16 protein-coding genes and 2 tRNA genes are annotated in these 18090 nt (G+C 66.1%); 5 read left to right on the forward strand and 13 right to left on the reverse strand.

Translation table 11 applies throughout. The annotated features are described in order from the left end of the window. Positions 1-55: 55 nt before the first annotated feature. Positions 56-2482 (forward strand): endopeptidase La, encoded by a 2427-nt coding sequence (gene lon, locus Q9235_RS06915; protein WP_306226077.1) that lies wholly within the window; start codon positions 56-58, stop codon positions 2480-2482. 222 nt (positions 2483-2704) lie between these two features. Next, positions 2705-2830 (forward strand): hypothetical protein, encoded by a 126-nt coding sequence (locus tag Q9235_RS06920; RefSeq protein ID WP_306226078.1) that lies wholly within the window; start codon positions 2705-2707, stop codon positions 2828-2830. A gap of 26 nt (positions 2831-2856) precedes the next feature. On the opposite strand, the gene Q9235_RS06925 is transcribed toward Q9235_RS06920, so the two are convergent. After that, positions 2857-2932, reverse strand: a tRNA-Val gene (locus tag Q9235_RS06925). A gap of 130 nt (positions 2933-3062) precedes the next feature. On the opposite strand from Q9235_RS06925, the gene Q9235_RS06930 reads away from it, so the two are divergent. Both Q9235_RS06930 and Q9235_RS06935 read left to right on the forward strand, forming a co-directional pair. Beyond that, a complete protein-coding gene (locus Q9235_RS06930) occupies positions 3063-3515 on the forward strand; it encodes a hypothetical protein (RefSeq protein ID WP_306226079.1) in 453 nt (150 codons plus the stop codon). Positions 3516-3631: 116 nt separating this feature from the next. Then, positions 3632-3708: transfer RNA gene (locus Q9235_RS06935), tRNA-Asp, on the forward strand. 234 nt (positions 3709-3942) lie between these two features. Here Q9235_RS06935 and Q9235_RS06940 read toward each other — a convergent pair. From Q9235_RS06940 to Q9235_RS06980, 9 genes are all read right to left on the reverse strand, one after another. Then, positions 3943-5430 carry a mannitol dehydrogenase family protein gene (locus Q9235_RS06940; protein WP_306226080.1) on the reverse strand — a complete coding sequence of 496 codons (1488 nt, stop codon included), beginning with the start codon at positions 5428-5430 and terminating at the stop codon, positions 3943-3945. A gap of 3 nt (positions 5431-5433) precedes the next feature. Further along, the gene (locus tag Q9235_RS06945) at positions 5434-6174 is read right to left on the reverse strand and encodes a glycerophosphodiester phosphodiesterase family protein (protein WP_306226081.1); all 741 of its coding nucleotides are present in this window, start codon (positions 6172-6174) and stop codon (positions 5434-5436) included. A gap of 30 nt (positions 6175-6204) precedes the next feature. Beyond that, positions 6205-7095, reverse strand: coding sequence for an ABC transporter permease subunit (locus tag Q9235_RS06950; RefSeq protein ID WP_306226082.1), 891 nt, complete (start codon positions 7093-7095; stop codon positions 6205-6207). Positions 7096-7099: 4 nt separating this feature from the next. Continuing rightward, positions 7100-8107 (reverse strand): ABC transporter permease subunit, encoded by a 1008-nt coding sequence (locus tag Q9235_RS06955; protein ID WP_422678282.1) that lies wholly within the window; start codon positions 8105-8107, stop codon positions 7100-7102. Beyond that, positions 8091-9404: an extracellular solute-binding protein gene (locus Q9235_RS06960; RefSeq protein WP_306226084.1), complete on the reverse strand. Its 1314-nt coding sequence runs from the start codon at positions 9402-9404 to the stop codon at positions 8091-8093. Before Q9235_RS06960 ends, Q9235_RS06955 begins: the two co-directional genes overlap by 17 nt. Positions 9405-9559: 155 nt before the next feature. Next, positions 9560-10507 (reverse strand): sugar-binding transcriptional regulator, encoded by a 948-nt coding sequence (locus tag Q9235_RS06965; protein ID WP_306226085.1) that lies wholly within the window; start codon positions 10505-10507, stop codon positions 9560-9562. 7 nt (positions 10508-10514) lie between these two features. Further along, the gene (locus Q9235_RS06970; protein WP_306226086.1) at positions 10515-11198 is read right to left on the reverse strand and encodes an HAD family hydrolase; all 684 of its coding nucleotides are present in this window, start codon (positions 11196-11198) and stop codon (positions 10515-10517) included. A 73-nt stretch (positions 11199-11271) separates the two neighbouring features. Then, positions 11272-12732, reverse strand: coding sequence for a xylulokinase (gene xylB, locus Q9235_RS06975; protein ID WP_306226087.1), 1461 nt, complete (start codon positions 12730-12732; stop codon positions 11272-11274). Between the two features lie 37 nt (positions 12733-12769). Continuing rightward, positions 12770-13810, reverse strand: coding sequence for a zinc-dependent alcohol dehydrogenase (locus Q9235_RS06980; RefSeq protein ID WP_306226088.1), 1041 nt, complete (start codon positions 13808-13810; stop codon positions 12770-12772). Between the two features lie 193 nt (positions 13811-14003). Here Q9235_RS06980 and Q9235_RS06985 point away from each other — a divergent pair, with 193 nt between their 5' ends. Then, positions 14004-14954 (forward strand): sugar-binding transcriptional regulator, encoded by a 951-nt coding sequence (locus Q9235_RS06985; RefSeq protein WP_306226089.1) that lies wholly within the window; start codon positions 14004-14006, stop codon positions 14952-14954. A 10-nt stretch (positions 14955-14964) separates the two neighbouring features. Here the strand turns inward: Q9235_RS06985 and Q9235_RS06990 are convergent, their stop codons facing one another. From Q9235_RS06990 to Q9235_RS07000, 3 genes are all read right to left on the reverse strand, one after another. Next, positions 14965-15756: an inositol monophosphatase family protein gene (locus tag Q9235_RS06990; protein WP_306226090.1), complete on the reverse strand. Its 792-nt coding sequence runs from the start codon at positions 15754-15756 to the stop codon at positions 14965-14967. Further along, positions 15753-16625: a phosphodiesterase gene (locus Q9235_RS06995; protein ID WP_306226091.1), complete on the reverse strand. Its 873-nt coding sequence runs from the start codon at positions 16623-16625 to the stop codon at positions 15753-15755. The genes Q9235_RS06990 and Q9235_RS06995 overlap by 4 nt, the downstream gene beginning before the upstream one ends. A gap of 186 nt (positions 16626-16811) precedes the next feature. Beyond that, complete coding sequence (locus tag Q9235_RS07000; protein WP_306226092.1) at positions 16812-18083, reverse strand: extracellular solute-binding protein; 1272 nt, start codon at positions 18081-18083, stop codon at positions 16812-16814. Positions 18084-18090 lie beyond the last annotated feature (7 nt).

Here is an 18090-nt window from a genome sequence, read left to right on the forward strand (position 1 = left end):
CCGATCGCTCCGCCCATCTTGGGGGTCCGCCGGGCGCAACTGCAAAGGAACTGCCATGACTGGCTCGACGCCCCGCGCTCCTTTCGTCACAGGCGAGACTGGCACCTACCCGGTTCTGCCTTTGCGCGACATCGTCGTTTTCCCCCATATGATCGTCCCGCTCTTCGTCGGCCGCGAGAAGTCCATCCGCGCGCTTGAGGAAGTGGTGAAGACGGACGGGCTCATCCTGCTGGCGACCCAGAAGAACGCCGGCGACGATGACCCGCAGCCCAACGAGATCTACGAGATCGGCACGCTCGCCCGCGTGCTGCAGCTCCTGAAGCTGCCCGACTCCACCGTGAAGGTGCTGGTCGAGGGCGTCGGCCGCGCCAAGGCCTCGTCCTATTCGGCGAGCGAGTCGTTCTACGAGGCCGAGGCCACCGGCCTGGCCGAGGAAGAGGGCAAGAAGGTCGAGGTCGAGGCGCTCGCCCGTTCGGTCGTCTCCGAGTTCGAGAGCTATGTGAAGCTCAACAAGAAGATCTCGGGCGAGATCGTCGCCGCGGTCACGCAGATCGACGAGCCGACCAAGCTCGCCGACACCGTCGCCTCGCATCTGGCGGTCAAGATCGCCGACCGCCAGGGCGTTCTGGAGATCACCAACGTCGCTCATCGCCTTGAGAAGGTCCTGTCGCTCATGGAGAGCGAGATGTCCGTGCTCCAGGTCGAGAAGCGCATCCGTTCGCGCGTCAAGCGCCAGATGGAGAAGACCCAGCGCGAGTACTATCTCAACGAGCAGATGAAGGCGATCCAGAAGGAGCTTGGCGACGGCGAGGAAGGCCGTGACGAGCTGGCCGAGCTGGAAGAGCGCATCGCCCAGACCAAGCTCACCAAGGAAGCCCGCGACAAGGCGACGGCCGAACTGAAGAAGCTGCGCCAGATGTCGCCGATGTCCGCGGAAGCGACCGTGGTGCGCAACTATCTCGACTGGATGCTCGGCATTCCGTGGGGCAAGAAGTCCAAGATCAAGAAGGACCTCAACGCCGCCCAGCTCGTGCTCGACGACGATCACTTCGGCCTGGACAAGGTCAAGGACCGCATCGTCGAATATCTCGCCGTGCAGCAGCGCGCCAATAAGCTCGCTGGTCCGATCCTGTGCCTCGTCGGCCCTCCGGGCGTCGGCAAGACCTCGCTCGGCAAGTCGATCGCCAAGGCGACCGGCCGCGAGTTCGTGCGCATGTCGCTCGGCGGCGTGCGTGACGAGGCCGAGATCCGCGGTCACCGCCGCACCTATATCGGCTCGATGCCCGGCAAGATCATCCAGTCGATGAAGAAGGCCAAGACCTCGAACCCGCTCATCCTGCTCGACGAGATCGACAAGATGGGCCAGGACTTCCGCGGCGATCCCTCGGCGGCCCTGCTGGAGGTGCTCGACCCCGAGCAGAACTCGACCTTCAACGACCATTACCTCGAGGTCGATTACGACCTGTCGAACGTGATGTTCGTGACGACGGCGAACACGCTGAACATCCCGCCGGCCCTGCTGGACCGCATGGAGGTGATCCGCATCGCCGGCTACACCGAGGAAGAGAAGACCGAGATCTCGCGCAAGCACCTGATCCCGAACGCGATCAAGAAGCACGGGCTCAATGGTAAGGAATGGTCGATCACCGACGAGGCTCTGCAGACCCTGGTCCGGCGCTATACGCGTGAAGCCGGCGTCCGCAGCCTCGAGCGCGAGATTTCCAACACGGTCCGCAAGGGCGTGAAGGACATCGTGCTCGGCAAGAAGGCCAAGGTCGTGGTCAACGAGCCACTGCTGGAAGAATATCTCGGCCCGCCGCGCTATCGCTACGGCATGGCGGAGACGGAGGATCAGGTCGGTGTCGTCACCGGTCTGGCCTGGACCGAGGTCGGCGGCGAATTGCTGACGATCGAGGGCGTCATGGTGCCCGGCAAGGGCCGCATGACCGTCACCGGCAACCTGCGCGACGTGATGAAGGAATCGATCTCGGCGGCGGCATCCTATGTCCGCTCGCGAGCCGTCGATTTCGGCATCGAGCCGCCGCTCTTCGACCGGCGTGACATCCACGTCCACGTTCCCGAAGGGGCGACCCCGAAGGACGGCCCGTCGGCCGGTATCGCGATGGCGACCACCATCGTCTCGATCCTGACCGGCATCCCGACCAATCGCGACGTCGCCATGACCGGCGAGGTCACGCTGCGAGGCAGGGTGCTGCCGATCGGCGGTCTGAAGGAGAAGCTCCTGGCGGCTCTGCGCGGCGGCATCAAGAAGGTGCTGATCCCCGAGGAGAACGCCAAGGACCTGATCGACCTGCCGAAGTCCGTCCGTGACGGGCTGGAGATCGTCCCGGTGGCGCGCATGGAGCAGGTGCTCCAGCACGCGCTGACCCGCCAGCCGGTTCCGATCGTCTGGGAAGAGGATCTCAAGGCCCCGCTGCCCAAGGGCGGCGACGAGGATGCAGCGGGCGTCGTCGCCCACTGACCTCCGATCTTGGAAGAACGAGCCGCCGGCGCACAAGCGCCGGCGGTTTTCGTTTGGGGGCACCCCGGTCATTGCCGCGGCGTTCGCCGGTACCCATCTCGATGGCTTCTCGGCAATGGACCCGATCGGAAGCTCATGAAGCTGCGACGCTCTCGGAAGCACAGGCCAAGGCCGGATCGCTGGGCCGCCTTCGACAGCCTTCCCGCGCTGGTGCGACAGGCGATGGCGCAGGCAGCCTATCCGCTGGATCCGCTCAAGCTGGTCAATGCGAGCGGTGTCGAGGACGCGATCCGCCGGATTGCCCGGCTCGATGCCGCGGCCAGACGGCGCGTGGAGCGCTCCGAATAACCGGCGTCATCGATGTGGCTGGATCATGGTGGGCGGTGACGGGCTCGAACCGCCGACCCTCTCCGTGTAAAGGAGACGCTCTACCAACTGAGCTAACCGCCCTCGCGGTCGCGTTTAAGGCCTCGGCAGCCGCATCGCAAGGGTTGTTGGCCTGGTCGCCCAAGATGGCTCGCCCGCGGCCGAATTCCGCCATCTTCATCGTCACCCTGCCGGCACCATGATGACGTGCTGCTTGATCCGCTCTCGTCCTGTCCTGAGCTACGCAGGCGTTGTCGCTTGCGTGAGCCTTGCCCTTGTGGCGGGGCAAGCGCCCGCGCAGACGCTGCTGCCTGATTCCTTCTTCGTCGACCGCCCCGCCTTCTCCCAGCCTGAGCAGTCGGGCAAGCCGGCGAGCTGCGAATCCATTGCAGCGCAGCTTCCCGATTCGACGCCCGCCGATTCGCGCGTCGACATGGCGATCGCGGGAGCGGTCAGTCTGCTCCGGACGGATGGTGCGCTCTGGTATATCGCCGTTTGTGCCGAGCCGGGTGTGCGGGTTCTGTGCGTGACCTATGGTGCCGGGGACCTGAAATTGGGCGACAGGGCGGTGCTGCGAGGCGGATATAATCGCCAGGACAAGCGTCACGTCCTGCTCGATCCCTGCCTTGCATCGCCCGAAAGCGGAGAGGGCGCGGCCGAGCGTTGAGCGTGTCCGAGGATATTTTTCCCCAGATGTGATTTTGCCGGCGACACTCGCTTGACACTTCGGGCCGAGGGCAATACTCACCACGTCGCTGACGGCGAATGCCTCAGCCGCCCAGCGCGGGCGTAGCTCAGTTGGTTAGAGTGCCGGCCTGTCACGCCGGAGGTCGCGGGTTCGAGCCCCGTCGCCCGCGCCATATTTCCCAAGCACTTAGCATGATTTCCGAGGCGCCCGTTAGAAACGGGCCGCCGGGTGCGTTGGAGATTTGAACGCCCTTCGTTCTCCGGAGCGCTCCTCTGACAGGCGCGGCTCAACGACCTTTTCGGCGGCGCTGCGACAGCCCGCGCGTCTTGCAGCTTGTTGGTCCCGAAGGTGACCCGATCTGGGCGCTATAGTCGCCCGCTTGCGCGCGGAGACGCTGGCGGCCCAGCTAGGAAGCGCTGCGTGATCCGAGAAACGCGTCGATGCTGGCGCGGGTCCCGGATCGCCAGATCCTCTGCAGCGCTTGAGAGAACGCTTCCCGGAAGCGCCGATCATCCGGCAGGTCTCCATAGATGTCGCGCATCTGGAGCCATGCATCCGGCGTAAGGCGGGCTCGCCGCGCCTCTGCGCTGAGCCGCGACCAATTCGGATCGTTCGGCGCGATCGGTCGCCCGCTCTCCGTTTCGCCGTAGCAGTAGCGGCACCAGAGCGCGCTCACGAGCGCGAGTCCGTCGATGGGCCGGCCGGCCTGCAAGGCATCGCGCAGCGTCGGCAGGATGAATTTCGGCTGGCGGTTGGACCCGTCGAGGCAGAGCCGGCGGATGGTGTCGCCGATCTTCGGATTGGCGAAGCGCCGCTCGATCGTGCGCTTGTAGGCGGCGAGATCGGTATCCGGCACCGGCGGGACGACCGGAATGACCTCGTCGTCGAGCAGGGCCGAGAGGAAGCGGGCGATCTGGGCGTCCTCCATCGCCTCATGGACGAAATGGATGTCGAGCAGGCCGGCGGGGTAGGCGATCGCCGCATGGCCACCATTGAGGATGCGGATCTTCATCAGCTCGAACGGCGCGACATCGGCGACGAACTGCACGCCGACCTCTTCGAGACGCGGCCGGCCGGCCGGGAAATGATCCTCCAGCACCCATTGCCGGAAATCCTCGCAGAAGACCGGGCGGCTGTCCGCGATGCCGAAGTCGTCGTGCAGTGACTGGCGCTCGCGCTCCGAGGTCGCCGGCGTGATGCGATCGACCATGCCATTGGGGAAGGCGACGCTCTCGCGAAGCCAGCGCGCATCGTTGCTGTCGATCAGGTCGACCAACCCGACCACGGCGTCGGCCGTGACATGGCCGTTGCCCGGCAGGTTGTCGCAGGACATCACGGTGAAGGGCGGCAAGCCGGCCGCACGCCGTCTGAGGAGACCAGCGGCTATCAGGCCGAAGGCGGTCTTCGGGGCGGCAAGGCGGTCGGCGGCGTCGGCGATGATATCGGGATGGCCGGGATCGAAGGCCTGCGTCGCCGGGTCGATATAATAGCCGCCCTCGGTGACCGTGAGCGAGACGATCCGGGTGCGGGGATCGACGAGCCTTTCGAGGATCGCGGCGCTGTCGCCCGGCGCGACGAAATCGATCATCGCGCCGGTGACGCGCGCCTGCGATCGTTCGGCCTCCTGCGTCACCACCGTCGTCAGGAAATCCTGCGCGGCGAGGTCGCGGCCCATCTCGGCATCGCTCTCGCGCACGCCGGTGCCGATGATCGCCCAGTCATGATCGCGCCCGCGCTCGAACAATTCGTCGAGATAGGCGGCCTGATGCGCGCGGTGGAAATTGCCGACGCCGATATGGACGATGCCCGGGTTTAGCTCTTCCCGCTGATAGCTGGGAACACCGACCGACGGGCTGAGCTGCCCGAGCGTCGCGCGGGAGAGGCACACTGCCATGGCTTAGCCTTTCCGAGCAGCACGCAGCATCAAGGCGAGGTCGGGACGGTCGCTGGTAATCTGTGCGATCGGTTGGCCGAGCCAGAAATCGAGTTCGCGCACCGTGTTGGGCACCCAGGCGCCGAGCTTGTCGCGCCCGACGATGCCGACGGCGCGCTCGACGCATAGCCGCAGCAGCGACTGCTCGACGGCGATGATGCAGCCGAGATCGACGAAGCGCTGCAAGGTTCGGTCGACGCCGCCGAAGGCCTCGCAGGAGCGGCGGTCGACCGAGGCGAGCCGGCGCATATGCGGCGCCTTCGTCCGGATCTCCTCGATCACCTCCGGCACGAAGCAGGTCAGCACCACGCGCGCGGCCATCTTGCGGGCCTCGACGAGCGCGATGACCTTGTCGAGCAGGCCGGGATAGGGATTGCCATAGGCATCCATCTTCATCTCGATCTCGAGTTCGATCCCGGTCGGGCCGAAGACATCGAGCACCTCCGGCAGGGTCGGGATGGTTTCGCCCAGCGTGTCGTCAAGCGTCACCTTGGCGAGCGCCGCCCGCGAGAGATGCGCGACCGGCCCCTTGTGATCGGTGGTGCGGTCGAGCAACGGGTCATGGATCACCATGATCTCGCCGTCGCTGGAGAGATGAACGTCGAGCTCGACGGCGTCGACGCCCAGGCCGCAGACATTGCGGAAGCCGCTCAGGCTGTTCTCCGCCCAGATGTTGCGCGCGCCGCGATGACCGATGATCCGCATGTCGAAAAGCCCTGCTAGCCTGTTGGCGGGTTATTTGCCGCTATCCACCAGCCCCTTCACGAACCAGCGCTGGAGGATGAGGATGACGATGGTCGGCGGCAGCATCGTCAGGAAGGCCGCGTTCATCAGGAGATGCCAGGTCGGCAGCGAGTCGCTCTGCGGCATCAGCTTCTTCAGGCCGATCACGGCATTGGCCATGGCGGGCTCGGTGGTGAGCAGCAGCGGCCAGAGATACTGGTTCCAGCCCATCAGGAAGAGGATGATCGCCAGCGCCACGATGTTCGAGCGCGACAGCGGCAGCAGGATCAGCCGGAAGAACTGCCAGGGCGTCGCGCCGTCGATGCGCGCGGCCTCGCAGAGCTCGTCGGGGATGGTGAGGAAGAACTGGCGGAACAGGAAGGTCGCGGTTGCAGACGCAATCAGCGGCAGGATCAGGCCGGAATAGGTGTTGACCAGGTTCCAGTCGAGATCGACCAGCGCCTTGATGCCGAGCCAGGAGCCGAGGATGTTCAGCGGCAGCGCGACATTCGCGGCGGATTCATAGGTTGGCACGATGCGCACCTCGATCGGCAGCATCAGCGACATGAAGATCAGCCAGAAGGCCGTCATCCGGAAGGGAAAGCGGAAATAGGTGACGGCGAAAGCCGCGATCACCGAGACCGCGAGCTTCCCCACAGTGATGCCGGTTGCGATGATGAAGGAGTTGAGCAGCAGCCGGCCGAAATTGGCGTTGCTCAAAACCGTCTGCATGTTCGCGAAGAACTGGCTGCCGGGCAGCCAGGACATCGGTACACGCATGATCTCCTGCTGCGAGAGCGAGCCGGTGACGAAGACGAAATAGATCGGCAGGCAGACGAGCGCCGCGCCCACCAGCAGGATCATGTGGCAGAGAGCGTCGATGACGGGGGTGCGCTCGTTCATGGTTCTAGACGCTGTAGTTCACGCGGCGCTCCACGAAGCGGAACTGCGCGAAGGTCAGGAGCAGCGCGAGCGCCATCAGCACGACGGACTGCGCGGCCGACGAGCCGAGATCGAGCGTGACGAAGCCGTCCTGATAGACCTTGTAGACCAGGATCGAGGTAGCACCGGCCGGGCCGCCGCGTGTGGTGGCGTCGACGATGGCGAAGGTCTCGAACAGCCCGTAGACGAAGTTGATCACGATCAGGAAGAACAGTGTCGGTGCGATCATCGGCAGCGAGATGCGCAGGAAGCGCTGGATCGGCCCAGCGCCGTCCAGATAAGCGGATTCGAGGATCGACTGGGGCACCGACATCAGGGCCGCGACGAGGAAGATGTAGTTGTAGCAGATGTGCTTCCACGAGGCGGCCATGACCACCAGCGCGAGCGCATGCCAGGAATTGCGGTTCGGGTCCCAGTCCAGCCCCATCCCCTGCAGCATATGGGCGACCGGGCCGACGCGGGGATTGAACAGGAAGGCGAGCATGATGCCGGCGATCGCCGGCGCGATGGCATAGGGCAGCAGCAGCACGGTGCGATAGGCGCCGCGGCCGCGCAGGATGTGGTTCGAGGCGAAGGCGAGCAGCAGCGCGAGCGACAGGGTCAGCACGTTCTGCGCGATCGTGAAGATCAGCGTGACCTGCGCCGAGGACCAGTAGACGTTGCTGCGGAAGAGCCGTTCGAAATTCTGGAAGCCGACCCATTGGGTCGTGGCGCCGAACGGGTCGGTGAGCTGGAAGGCCTGGATCAGAGCCCTGATCGAGGGAATGAAGAAGAACAAGAGCAGGATGAAGAGCTGCGGCGCCAGCAGCCAGAAGGGCAGGCGCCATTCCTTGAAATGCGCCCGCTTCAGCCCGCTCTCGGTCTGGCCATCGCTGGTGCCCTTCACGAAAAGGCGCCGCAGCGGCGAGCGGAGGCGTGGACCGCCCCCGCCAGCCGCTTGGGCGAGGCCAGCAGCCTTATTTCTTGCCAGCATTGAGCTGCTCGTAGCGGCGCAGCGCCTCGTTGCCGCGCGACACGGCATCGTCGAGCGCCTGCTGCACCGGCTTCCTGCCGAGGAAGGCGGCCGAGACCTCTTCCATGATCGCGACGTTGATCTGGTTGCTGTTGCCGATGCGGAAGCCCAATGAATTGTCACTGGGCGTGCCGCGCATCAACTGAACCACGGCGATCTCGCGGGTTGGGTTCTTCTCGTAGTAGCCCTGCGCCTTGGCGGCGTCATAGGCGGCGGTCGTGACCGGTACATAGCCGGTCGCCTGGTGCCACCAGACCTGCGTGTCGGTCTTGGCGAGGAAGTCGTAGAAGGCGGCGACCGCCTTGTACTTCTCCGGCGTGTGGCCTTTAAGGGTCCAGAGCGCGGCGCCGCCGATGACGCTGTTCTTCGGCGTGACGCCCTGCTCATAGGGGATTTCCCTCGCGCTCCAGTCGAACTTGGCGGCCGCGACGACGGCGGCATGCGAAGCGGTGGAGGCGATGATCGTCGAGCATTCGCCGGAGGTGAAGAGCTGGATCGGGATGATGCCCTGGCCGGCGAGCTGCATCACGCCCGACGAGACGAGGCGCTTCATCCGCTCGACCTGGCCGACGAGCTTGCCCTTGTTGAAGACGAAGCTGGTGTCGAGCCCGTCCATGCCGTTGCGCTTGGTCGCATAAGGGATGTCGTTCACGGCGCTGTAGTTCTCGAGGAAGCTCCACTCGTAGTCGCCGGGGAGCACCATCGCGCATTTCGAGACGCCCTTGGCCTTGATCGCGTCGAGCTGCGGCTCGAGTTCCTGCCAGGTCGCAGCGGGCTTGTCGAAGCCGGCCGCTTTGAAATGGTCGCGGTTGTAGAACAGGATCGGCGTCGAGGAGTTGAACGGCATCGCCTGCAGCTTGCCGTTGATGGCGAAGTAGCTGACCACCGGGGCGATGAATTTCGAGGTGTCGAGCGGCATGCCCTGCTCGGCCATCAATTCGTTGGTAGGGACGATGGCGCCGGAATTGACCATGGTCAGGAAGGAACGCTCGTTCGACTGTACGATCTCGGGCTGGCGCTTGGCGCGATAGGCCGCGATCGTGCCGTTCAGGACCTCGTCATAGGTGCCCTTGGCGATCGATTTGACGACGTAGTCCTTCTGCGAGTCGTTGAACTTCTTCACGACCTCGTCGACGCGCTCGCCGAGCGCGCCGCTCATCGCGTGCCAGAGTTCGATTTCGGTTGCCGCCTGCACGGCGGAGATTCCCGTCAGCAGCAGGGCGCCTGCACCCGCCAAAGCGCCATAGAAAGGTCGCATGTCAAAGCCTCCCTCATTCGTCTTTTGCGAGCATATGCTCTTTGTTGAAGCATATGCTCGCATACTGGCTTGTTATGTCAACCGTTGGTGACGGGCGCATGACAGCCGCGCGCGATCGCTCGCGCGTCGGGTGGATGGGGGCGTGTATGTGAGGATCAGTCCGCGAGCAGGGCGCGGGCGGTGTCCTCGTCGGTGACGAGGCCGTTGACGATCCTGCCGGTCAGGGCGGCGCGAAGCGGCAAGACCTTGGCCGGGCCCTGGCCGATGCAGATGCGCAGGCGGCTGCTGCCCGGTTCCGGCGGTACGCTGGTGACGCGCAGGTTGGTGCCGCGATCGAGGAAGCGACCTTCGGCATCGAAAACCCAGCCGGTGACTTCGCCGACAGCGCCGTGGCGGACCATGTCGAGCAATTCGCTGCGGTTCATGAAGCCATCGCGATAGAGCACGGCGTCCTCGCCGATCTGGCTGATGCCCATGACCCAGAGATCGGCCTCGCCGGCGATGGCGCGGATGCGGCGGATCGACTCGATCTCGACGAGCTGGGCGCGCTCCTCGGGGCTTGAGACATAAAGCGGCAGCGGCATCGGGAAATGCTGCGCCTTGGTGATCTCGGCGAGCTTCACCAGCGTGTCGAACGGGCTGGCCGAGCCGTCCGGCGAGATGGTGCCGACCAGCGAAACCAGCCGGTGCAGCGGGCAGGACATCGAAGGCACGCGCTCGATGCTGGCGCGCATCGAGCGGCCTGTGCCGAGCGCCATGACCAGCGACTTGCGCGAGCGCAGCCAGCGTTCGATCAGGACGCCGCCCAGCGCGGCGATGCCTGCTGCGCCCGTTTCCGGCGAGCCGTCGGAGGGGGCGACATCGCAATGCAGCAGCTCGAAGCGGTCGCGCAATCTGGCCGCGAGGTCCATGCAGGTGCTGATCGGATGGTTCATCCGGAAGCTGATCAGCCCCTCGCTGCGGCAGAGCGAGACGAGGCGTTGCGCCGCCGGGCGCGAGATGTTCAGGATCTGCGCAATGTCGTCCTGCGTGCGCCCGGCGATATAGTAGAGCCAGCCGGCGCGGGCTGCATCTTCGAGGCGGGTGCTGTCGTTCTCTGCCATCGCCGTCTCAGTGGGGCGCGGGCGCAAGCGCGAGCTCCCGCCAGGATTCGAAGAGGCGATCGGCTCCGGCTGCCAGCAAGGCCTGGCGCTGGTCAAGCACGGCGAAATGGCTGCCGGCGGCGAGGCCATAGGCCGTCATGCCCGCCGCTTTCGCCGCGGTCACGCCGCTGACGCTGTCCTCGATCACCAGGCAGCGCTCGGGCGCGACGCCGCGCTCGCTTGCTGCCAGCAGGAAGAGGTCGGGCGCCGGCTTGCCGCGCTGCACGCGCGTCGTGCTGAAAATCCGGCCGGCGAACAGGTCCCAGAGTTCGGTCTTGCGCAGGCAAGTCTCGATGCGCTCCTCGTCGCTGGACGAAGCCACGCAATAGTCGCTGCTCAGGCCTTCGACGGCATCGCGGACGCCTTCGACCGGCTGGAGGTCGCGCCTGAACGCCGCGAAGAGCTGCGCCCGCCAGTCCCGTGTGAAATCAGCCGAGGCCGGGCGGCCGGTCATTCTCTCGTAGTCCTCGATGACTGCGCTGGCCGGCCGCCCGAGATAGCGGCGCATGACCGCTTCCAGATCATAGCTCGCATCGAAAGGCGAGAGAATATCGACGAGGGTCCGGCAGCTTATGGTTTCGCTGTCGACGAGCACGCCGTCGCAGTCGAGGATGACGAGGTCGAAGGGTGAGGGCGGGGGCAGAGAGGGCATCGGGCAACAGTCGATATGAACGGATGCTCACATGAAGAGCATTCGCCCGATCATCTGTCAAACGTCGCCTCGGTCAGCGCAGCGTGTTGCTGACCTCTGCAGCGCGCCGCCAGATCGCGTAACGCTGCGCATAGGCCGCTGCCCTGGCAGGCTGCGGCATGAAGATGTCGGCTTCGCCCGCCGGCAGTGTGCAGACGGTGTCCGGTGACCCGCCGGTGTAGGCCAGGCGGGCGAGGCGCGCGGCGCCGAAGGCCGCGCCAGCCTCTGCCTGGCGATAGCGCCTGAGCGGCAGGTCCAGCACATCCGCGAGGATCGAGAGCCACAGGTCGGAACGCGCCCCGCCGCCGATGGCCATGGCCTCCCCGATGCGCGATGTCCCGGATTCAAGCGCTTCCTTGCCGTCCCTGAAGGCGAAGGCGACGCCTTCAAGCACGGCCTGGGTCATGACCTTGCGATCCGTGTCGTGGCCGAGGCCGGCGAAGGCGCCACGCAATTGCGGATCGTTATGTGGCGTGCGCTCGCCCGACAGATAGGGCGTGAAAAGCGCCGGTGACGGGCGCTCTACCCGCGGGCCAAGCTCGCCCAGCAATGCCGCTTCGGACTGCCCGGAGACGGAGGCCCACCAGCTCAGGCTTGCGGCGGCCGAAAGATGAACCGACATCTGGTGCCAGCGCTCAGGCAGGGCATGGCAGAAGGCATGGACGGCGCTGCCGGCGCGCGGTTCGAAGCCGGCGGTCGTGCGCCAGAGCACGCCGGAAGTGCCGAGCGACAGGAAGCTCGATCCCGGCGCGATCGCACCCAATCCGATCGCTCCTGCGGCATTGTCGCCCGCGCCGCCGGCGAAGACAGGCGGGGTGTCGAAGCCGAGTTCGCGGCTGATTTTCGCGCGCATGCGGCCGGCAGGCCGCGAGCCCTCGGCAAGGGCGGGCATCTGGCTGCGATCGAGCCCGGTCGCGGCCAGCATCCGGTCCGACCAGGCGCGGCGGCCGGTATCGAGCCAGAGCGTGCCGGAGGCATCGGACATCTCCTCGATAGCCTCGCCGGTGAGCACAAGCCGCAGATAGGCCTTGGGCAGCAGGACCTTGCGGGTGCGTCGGAAGATTTCGGGCTCGTGTCGGCGCACCCAGAGCAGCTTGGGCGCGGTGAAGCCGGGCATGGCGATGTTGCCGGTGATCGCACGGGAGTCCGGCTCGTTGGCTTCGATCTCGGCGCATTCGGTGGCGGCGCGGCCGTCGTTCCAGAGGATGCAGGGGCGCAGCGGTTGATCGCGCTCGTCCAGCAGAACCGCGCCATGCATCTGGCCGGAGAGGCCGATGCCGGCGCAGCGGGGGAACTCCTGCGGGGCCATTTCCTTCAGGCCGCGCAAGACCTCCAACGTCGCGGCGATCCAGTCGGCCGGGTCCTGCTCGGACCAGAGCGGGAAGGGGCGGGCGACGGCCAGCTCCCGCGTCACTGAGGCGAGCACATGTTGCCGGTGATCGACCAGCACGGCCTTGACCGAGGACGTCCCGAGATCGATGCCGATATAGGTCACATCAGGGCCTGTGGCGCAGGTTCAACGACGTTGGGCTTCAGCGATGGTCCTGGGGCAAGCCGCCCGGATAGATCATGCTCTTGACCATACCGTCTTCATTCGCCGCGTGGCGGCGGAAGGCGGCCGGCCCTTCGGCAAGGGGGAAGCGATGGCTCACCACGGCCTCGACATCGACCTTGCCGAGCGCCACGAGTTCGATCGCGCGCGGATAGACATGGCCCATCCGGCGCGAGAACTTGATGTTGAGCCCGCGCCTGCGGGCTTCCGCCGCCGGGATCACGTAGCTGTCGCCGTCGGGGATGCCGACCAGTACGACACGGCCGCCGATGCGGGCGGCGCGAATGGCGTCGCGGAACCCCTCAGGGGCGTTGGTCGCCTCGATGACCAGCGGCATGCCTTCGCTCTTCGTCCATTCGGCGATGTCGGCGACGCTGGCGCCGGCTTTGTTCGCTCCGAGCTTCAGCGCCAGTTCGCGGCGATGCGGCTGCGGATCGCAGGCGAGAATCTCGCCGACGCCGGCCGTGCGCAGCACCTGCAGGATCAGCAGGCCGATCGGGCCGCAGCCGATCAGCGCGACGCGTTCGAGCAGGCGCGGCTTGGCGAGATCGACCGCATGGATCGCGACGCCGAGCGGTTCGAGCATGACGGCCTCGCTCGGCGAGAAGGTCTCGGGCACCGCGACGACCTGCGATTTCGGCACCCAGATACGCTCCGTCATCGCCCCGTCATGCGGGGGAGCCCCGATGAAGACGACCTCGGGACAGAGATTGGGATGCCCGCTCCGGCAATGCTCGCACTGGCCGCAAGCCTGGTTGGGGTCGACGGCGACGAGGGCGCCGCGCGTCAGGCCGAGTTCGGGCAGGTCCTCCGTCAGCCAGCCGCTGAACTCGTGGCCGGGCACGAAGGGCGTCGCGATCACGGCCGAGCCGATGCCGCCATCCTTGTAGTAGTGCAGGTCGCTGCCGCAGAGGCCGACGGCGGCGACATCGAGCAGGGTTTCCCCCGCCGCTCCCTCCCGGAGATTGAAGGGCGCGACGCGGGCATCGCCGGCAGCGTGGAGGAAGACGGCATGGGACATGGGAGGTCGCCACTCGCTATGCGAACAATCTTATGCAAATGTATTTTGGGATTTACATTGGTTTACGTCAAGCATGATCCGTTGGCTGACTGCGTTGTCGCAGCTTGTGAAAGCGATGTAAGCCAGCTTTGAAGACCTCGCCTGCCATTGCCGACCGCTTCCTAGGCGGCTCCCATCGCATCAGGATACCGCCATGCCGGAGGAACCGCAGACGCAAGTTCGAGCCGCCTGGCTCTACTACATGGAAGGTTTGACCCAGGCGGAGATCGCGGACCGGCTTAAGATGACCCGCCTGCGCGTCAACCGGCTGCTGGTCGAGGCTCGCAGCAGTGGCCTCGTCAACATCACCATCAATTCCAGGCTGGAAAGCTGCGTCCGGCTGGAGCGCGCGCTGATGGCGGAATTCGGCCTGAAGGACGCGATCGTGGTGCCGAGCCCCGCGGATCCCGACCAGATCGCAGCGCAGATCGGCAAGGCGGCCGGAGAATTCGTCTCCCGGGTCATCGAGGATAAGCCCAGCGGCGTCTTCGGCGTCGGCTGGGGCGGGACGCTGCGGGAAACCATCCGCCATATCCGGTCCGGGCAGTATCGCGACCTCGCGGTGACCTCGATGATGGGCGGGCTGACCTATGGCATCGAGATCAACACCTTCGAGATCGCCAGCCATTTCGCCCGGCTCTGGCAGGCTGAGTGCCATTATCTGGCGGCGCCGATCTATGCGGGCGCTCCGCAATCGCGCGACACCATCCTGGCGCAGGACGTGTTCGAGGCGGCCTTCGCCCGGATCAGGGCGACCGATGTCGCGATCCTCAGCGCCGGCGACCTGAGCGAGCGCTCGCTGCTGGTGCGCTATGGTCTGCCGGGCGATGTCCGTGTCGCCGAGCTGGCGGAAGCCGGCGCGGTCGGCGACATGCTCGGCCAGTTCATCGACCGCCGCGGACAGGCCATCGCGCATCCGATCAATCGCCGCGCCATCGCACTCCCGCTCGATGCCCTGCGCCGGATCCCGACCGTGATCTTGGCGTCAGGCGGGACCAACAAGGCGGAGGTCATCGCGGCCACCTTGCGCGGGAAGCTCGCCTCGGTGCTGATCACGGACGAAGAGGCGGCGGCTGCCGTGCTGGAGAGCCCGGCGCCGGCCTGAAGGCTGGATGTCAGGCGCTGCGGATCGCTTCCAGCAATTCGTCGTGGATGAGGCCGTTGGTGACGACCTTCTCCAGGTCTTCGTCGAGCGAATTTCGGCCGTCGACTGTGGTGACCTTGCCGCCGGCTGCCCGCACCAGCGGCATTGCTGCGGCATGCGAGACGATATCGGCCTTGAGGCCGATGAAGGCGTCGAGCCGCCCGGCCGCGACCAGCGACATCTCCAGGCCGCCGGAGACGATCACTCGCACGCCGCGGCACAGGCCGGCGAGGCGGCGGATCACGTCGCTCGTCCGGTTGGCGTCCTCGGTGCTGTAATGCGAGGTCAGGCAAATCGAGACAGTGGCGTCGCTGAGGCGCGTCGTGGCCGAGACGCGCGCCGGTCGGCCGTCGACCGTCGCGATGCCGCCCTCAGTGAAGCGAGCCGAGAGCCCGGCAAGCGGCGCATGGGTCAGGCCGAGCACGGTGCGGCCCTGTTCCTGATAGGCCATCGTGACGGAGAACCAGGGCAGGCCGGACGCATAGTTCACCGTGCCGTCGAGCGGGTCGATGATCCAGCGCGGCGCCTGTTCCGAGCCGGAGAAGCCGGCCTCTTCCGAGAGGATCGCCGCCTCGGGCGCCAGGACGCGCAGGCCGTCGATCACGAGACGCTCGGAAGCGAGGTCGGCTGCCGTGACCACGTCGTTCAGCTCCTTGCGGGTAACGCCGAGCTCGGCGCCCTGCATCTGCACGAGCACCTCGCCGGCCCGGCGGGCAAGGGCGTCGGCCTGATCGAGCAGGGCGAGAAGACGTGGTTCGGTCATCGGGCAGGCACCGTTTGCGGCTTTCCGGGATATGCGGGATCGAGCACGAAATCCCGGCGCGGTCCATAGTCGCCGATCGGCTGGAGATGGCTGACGAGGCCGAGGCCGGGCCTCCAGACATGCAGCGCCAGCGCCGGCGGCTCCATCACGAACCTGTTTTCGGTGCCGGGCCTCAGATCGAGCGCGACCTGATGGGCGGTGCCCGGCACGACATAGCCGATGGTGCCGGCGAAACGTAGCTGGATCGGCCGGTGATAATGGCCGCAGAGCACGCGCTCGATCTCGGGGTGATCGGCGATCAGGCAGGCGAATCCGGGCGAGACCTGGCAGGGCATGATGTCCATGCCGTCGACGCCAACTGGGAAAGGCGGATGATGCATGAAGATCACCGTCGGCTTGCCCTGTCCCTGCGCGAGCTGCCCGGCGAGCCAGGCCTCGCGTTCGGCGCAGATCTCGCCACCATCCTCGCCGGCGACGACGGTGTCGAGACCGATCAGCCGGACGGGAAAATCGTCGATGATGTAATGCAGGAAGCCCGCCTGCGGCAGGTAGGGGTGATCGGGACGCAATTCCCTAGCGAAGCTGTCGCGGCGGTCATGGTTGCCGGGGATGACATAGACTGGCATCGGCAGGCGCTTCAGTGCCGCGCGGACGATGCCGTATTCCTCGGGCAGGCCGCAATCGGAGAGGTCTCCGGTGACCAGCACGCAATCGGGGCGCGGTTCCAGCTTCAGGATTTCGTCCACGGCGCGCTCGATCGCCGGATTGGTCTCGACGATGCCATAGGCGGGATTGCCATGGGGGCGGGCATGGAAGTCGCTGAGCTGGGCGATGATCATCGGAAAGCCTTTGGAATGATGGGCCGGCATGGAATCTCAGCCCTCATCCTGAGGAGCAGCCGGAGGCTGCGTCTCGAAGGATGCTCCAGATGGTTCCGGAGTCCCCTGAAACATCCTTCGAGACGCGATCCTTCGGATCGCTCCTCAGGATGAGGGCTCAATAGCAAGGCCGCCCGGTCGGAACCGGGCGGCGAGGCAGCACCGAAGCGCCGCCGCTTACTTCATCAGGGCTTCGGTCTCGGAGACGATGCGCTCGATGCCGGCCTTTGGCTGGATCTCGCCGCGCATCACGCCGGCGACGACCTCGCGCTGCTGGCGCCAGATGCGCACCGAATTGCCGCCCGGATAGCCTTCCCACGGCGCGGCGCGGGAGACCTGGCCGTTGATCGTGCGGAAATTGGCATTCTCCTTGTAGAACGGGCCGAGGAAGGCATCCTCGCCGGCGCGCAGATTGGTCGGCATGTAGCCGGCGGTCTCGACGACGATCTTCTGGGCCTCGGGCCCGGTCACGAACTTGATGAACTCCCAGGCGGCCTTCTGCTTGGCGGCGTCCTTCGCGGTGATCAGCGCGGCATTGCCGCCGGTCGGCAGCTTGCCCTTGGCCTTGTCGTCGACCGGGAAGAGGGCCGTCTTCAGCGTGAAGCGGTCGCCGATCAGGTCGGTGACCTGGCGCAGGCGTGCGGGGGTGTCGAAGAAGATGCCGATCTTGCCGGCGATGAACTGCTGGCGCGACTGGTCCCAGTCGATCAGCGGCATGCCGCCTTCGGTGACGAAGCTGCGCAGCAGCGACAATGTCTTCTCGCCGGTCTCGCCGCCGAACGCGACCTTCTTGCCGTCGGCCGAGAGCATGGAATGCCCGCCCTGCAGGATCACGCCGCGCCAGAGCCAGTCATCCGGCCAGTCATGGATGTTGTAGGCCATGCCGGCGGTGTCGCCGCTGCGGATCTTCTTGGCGAGCGCGACGGTGTCGGCCCAGTTGTCGGGCATCTTGTCGGGATCACCGCCGGCCTTCTTCACCAGATCGGCGTTGAAGTACATCAGCGGGGTCGAGGCGTTGAAGGCGAGGCCCGCCTGCTTGCCCGCGACCTGCCCGAGCGAGAGCAGCGCGTCGGAGTAATTGGCCTTGCGCCAGGCTTCCGGCTCGGCCTTCAGCAGCGGGCCGAGATCGACGACCTGCTTGCGCTTGTCGAGGGTCTCGACGAGCTCGGTCAGCAGGTGGAAGCCGGAATAGTAGACATCCGGCAACTGGTTGGTCACGGACGACCGCAGCATCGCCTGATGGCCTTCGTCGTAGCTCGCGGCCGGCGCCCGGAAATTGATCTTGATGTCCGGGTGCTTCTTCATGAATTCCGCGGCGATCGGCTCGTGGAACTTGGCGAAGGCCGGGAAGGCGTAGAGCACGTCGAGCGTGACCTGCTGGGCCTTCGCGGCGGTCGAGGCGGCGAGGGTCAATGCCGCAGCGGCAAGGATTTTGCCGAGAGGTTTCATGCGTGAT

This window comes from Bosea beijingensis (assembly GCF_030758975.1).
GTDB lineage: Bacteria > Pseudomonadota > Alphaproteobacteria > Rhizobiales > Beijerinckiaceae > Allobosea > Allobosea beijingensis.

What these genes read in the sequence shown, in the direction of transcription:
- Q9235_RS07000 (WP_306226092.1), bottom strand. Translation starts at nt 18,083, where the DNA reads ATGAAACCTCTCGGCAAAATCCTTGCCGCTGCGGCATTGACCCTCGCC.
- Q9235_RS06990 (WP_306226090.1), bottom strand. Translation starts at nt 15,756, where the DNA reads ATGACCGAACCACGTCTTCTCGCCCTGCTCGATCAGGCCGACGCCCTT.
- Q9235_RS06950 (WP_306226082.1), bottom strand. Translation starts at nt 7,095, where the DNA reads ATGAACGAGCGCACCCCCGTCATCGACGCTCTCTGCCACATGATCCTG.
- lon (WP_306226077.1), top strand. Translation starts at nt 56, where the DNA reads ATGACTGGCTCGACGCCCCGCGCTCCTTTCGTCACAGGCGAGACTGGC.
- Q9235_RS06920 (WP_306226078.1), top strand. Translation starts at nt 2,705, where the DNA reads ATGGCGCAGGCAGCCTATCCGCTGGATCCGCTCAAGCTGGTCAATGCG.
- Q9235_RS06955 (WP_422678282.1), bottom strand. Translation starts at nt 8,107, where the DNA reads ATGCTGGCAAGAAATAAGGCTGCTGGCCTCGCCCAAGCGGCTGGCGGG.
- Q9235_RS06980 (WP_306226088.1), bottom strand. Translation starts at nt 13,810, where the DNA reads ATGTCCCATGCCGTCTTCCTCCACGCTGCCGGCGATGCCCGCGTCGCG.
- Q9235_RS06940 (WP_306226080.1), bottom strand. Translation starts at nt 5,430, where the DNA reads ATGGCAGTGTGCCTCTCCCGCGCGACGCTCGGGCAGCTCAGCCCGTCG.
- Q9235_RS06995 (WP_306226091.1), bottom strand. Translation starts at nt 16,625, where the DNA reads ATGCCGGCCCATCATTCCAAAGGCTTTCCGATGATCATCGCCCAGCTC.
- Q9235_RS06965 (WP_306226085.1), bottom strand. Translation starts at nt 10,507, where the DNA reads ATGGCAGAGAACGACAGCACCCGCCTCGAAGATGCAGCCCGCGCCGGC.
- Q9235_RS06945 (WP_306226081.1), bottom strand. Translation starts at nt 6,174, where the DNA reads ATGCGGATCATCGGTCATCGCGGCGCGCGCAACATCTGGGCGGAGAAC.
- Q9235_RS06960 (WP_306226084.1), bottom strand. Translation starts at nt 9,404, where the DNA reads ATGCGACCTTTCTATGGCGCTTTGGCGGGTGCAGGCGCCCTGCTGCTG.
- Q9235_RS06985 (WP_306226089.1), top strand. Translation starts at nt 14,004, where the DNA reads ATGCCGGAGGAACCGCAGACGCAAGTTCGAGCCGCCTGGCTCTACTAC.
- Q9235_RS06970 (WP_306226086.1), bottom strand. Translation starts at nt 11,198, where the DNA reads ATGCCCTCTCTGCCCCCGCCCTCACCCTTCGACCTCGTCATCCTCGAC.